Source organism: Micromonospora echinofusca, assembly GCF_017614955.1.
In the GTDB taxonomy this organism is placed as follows: domain Bacteria; phylum Actinomycetota; class Actinomycetes; order Mycobacteriales; family Micromonosporaceae; genus Micromonospora; species Micromonospora echinofusca_A.
In genome coordinates this window covers 1-2,347 of the sequence record NZ_WVUH01000579.1, presented here as the reverse complement: position 1 = coordinate 2,347, position 2,347 = coordinate 1, and the positions used below count along the sequence as shown (strand labels likewise).

Annotated in this window: 2 protein-coding genes; both read left to right on the top strand. The window is 72.8% G+C overall.

Annotation, left to right across the window (positions count from 1 at the left end; all coding sequences use genetic code 11):
* Window positions 1-1,129 (top strand): phosphotransferase family protein (locus GSF22_RS32920; protein WP_208817812.1); only part of this gene is annotated, 1,129 nt, incomplete at its 5' end.
* On the top strand, window positions 1,129-2,347 hold a 1,219-nt coding region (locus GSF22_RS32915; RefSeq protein WP_208817811.1), incomplete at its 3' end, for an acyl-CoA dehydrogenase family protein. The genes GSF22_RS32920 and GSF22_RS32915, both read left to right, overlap by 1 nt.

Below are 2,347 nucleotides of genomic sequence, written 5' to 3'. Positions count from 1 at the left end.
GCCCCGGCCGGGGAGCGCCTCCCCCGCCGGCCTGGATCTCGACCGGCTCACCACCCACCTGGCCCGGCACGCACCCGGGCTGACCGATGCCGGCCCGCTACGGGCCCGGCTGATCGCCGGGGGCAAGTCGAACCTGACCTACCTGGTGCACGCCGGTGACCCGGCGTCCGGCACCGGCCGGGAGTTCGTGCTGCGCCGGCCACCGTTGGGGCACGTCCTGGCCACCGCGCACGACATGGCCCGGGAGTACCGGGTGATCTCCGCACTCGCCCCGACCGACGTACCGGTCCCGGCGGCGTTGCTGCTGTGCACCGATCCGGAGGTGCTCGGTGCACCGTTCTACCTGATGGAGCGGGTCCCCGGGGTGGTATACCGCAGCCGGGCGCAGACCGATCCGCTGGGCGCCGGGCGGCGACACGAGCTGGCGATGGCGATGATGGACACGCTCGCCGCGCTGCACATGGTCGAGCCGGCCGAGGTCGGGTTGGCCGACTTCGGCCGCCCGGACGGTTTCCTGGCCCGGCAGGTACGCCGCTGGGCCGGGCAGCTGGACCGGTCCCGCAGCCGGGAACTGCCCGGCATCGACGAGTTGCGCGACCTGTTGGCCGCGAGTGTGCCCGAGGGGGCGAACGCCGGACGCATCGTGCACGGCGACTACCGGCTGGACAACCTGCTGGCCGAGGTGACGGAACCACACCGGTCCGAGGAAGCCGAGAGGACGGCGCCGGACCGGGCTGCGGAAGCCGGGGTGACCGTCCGGGCGGTGCTGGACTGGGAGATGGCCACCGTCGGTGATCCCCTGGCCGACCTGGGTCTGCTGCTGACGTACTGGGAGGTGCTCGGGGACAGCGACGTGGCCGAGGGCAACCCGGTGGCCGACGGGTTGGGTCCGCGCGCCGGTTTCCCGGCCGGGTCGGCGCTGATCGACCGGTACGCCGGCCGCAGCGACGTCGACGTGGGACCGCTGCACTGGCACGTCGCGCTGGGCTGTTACAAGCTCGCGGTGATCTGTGAGGGCATCCACTACCGGCACACCCTGGGTCAGACCCTGGGTGCGGGCTTCGACCGGATCGGCGAGCTGGTGGCACCGCTGGTCGGGTACGGGCTGACCGCCGCCAGGGAGAGATGATGGACTTCGGCTTCGACGCGCGGACCGTCGAGTTGCAGGAGGCGGTGCAGGACTTCCTCGTCGAGCGGGTCTACCCGGCGGAACCGGTGCACGCCGCACAGGTGGCCGCGGCGGGCGACCCGTGGGCCCGGCCACCGGTACTCGACGAGTTGAAAGCCGAGGCCCGCCGCCGTGGCCTGTGGAACCTCTTCCTCCCCGATCCGCGCTTCGGCGCCGGGCTGACCAACCTCCAGTACGCGCCGCTGGCCGAGCTGACCGGGCGCAGCCCGCACCTGGCCCCGGAGGCGTTGAACTGCGCCGCACCGGACACCGGCAACATGGAACTGCTCGCCGAGTTCGGCTCGCCCGGGCAACGGGAGCGCTGGCTGCACCCGTTGCTGGAGGGGACGATCCGCTCCGCGTTCTGCATGACCGAGCCGGACGTGGCCTCGTCCGACGCGACCAACATCGCCACCCGGATCGAGCGCCACGGCGACGAGTACGTGATCAACGGCCGCAAGTGGTGGTCGTCCGGGGCGATGGACCCGGCCTGCGCGATCCTCATCGTGATGGGCAAGACCGACCCGGGCGCCGACCGGCACCGGCAGCAGAGCATGGTGCTGGTCCCCCGGGACGCACCGGGTGTCACGGTCCGTCGGGGGATGACCGTCTTCGGGTACTCCGACGCCCCGCACGGCGGGCACGCGGAGATCGACTTCACCGATGTCCGGGTACCGGCGGACCACCTGATCGGCACCGAGGGCGGCGGTTTCGCCATCGCCCAGGCACGGCTGGGTCCGGGGCGGATCCACCACTGCATGCGGCTGGTCGGGATGGCCGAGCGGGCCCTGGAGCTGCTCTGCCGCCGGGTCTCCGACCGGGTCGCGTTCGGTCGGCCGCTGGCCGAGCAGGGCGTGGTCCGGGACTGGATCGCCGAGGCCCGGGTCCGCATCGAGCAGGCCCGGCTGCTGGTCCTCAAGACCGCCTGGTTGATGGACACCGTGGGTAACCGGGGCGCGCACCGGGAGATCCAGGCCATCAAGATCGTCACTCCGGCGATGGCGGAGTGGGTGATCGACAAGGCGATCCAGGCGTACGGCGGGGCCGGGGTCAGTCAGGACACTCCGCTGGCCGCCCTCTGGGCACAGGCCCGTACCCTCCGGCTCGCCGACGGGCCGGACGAGGTGCACCGCGCCTCGCTGGCCCGGCACGAGCTACGCCGCCAGGCCGGTTCCCCGC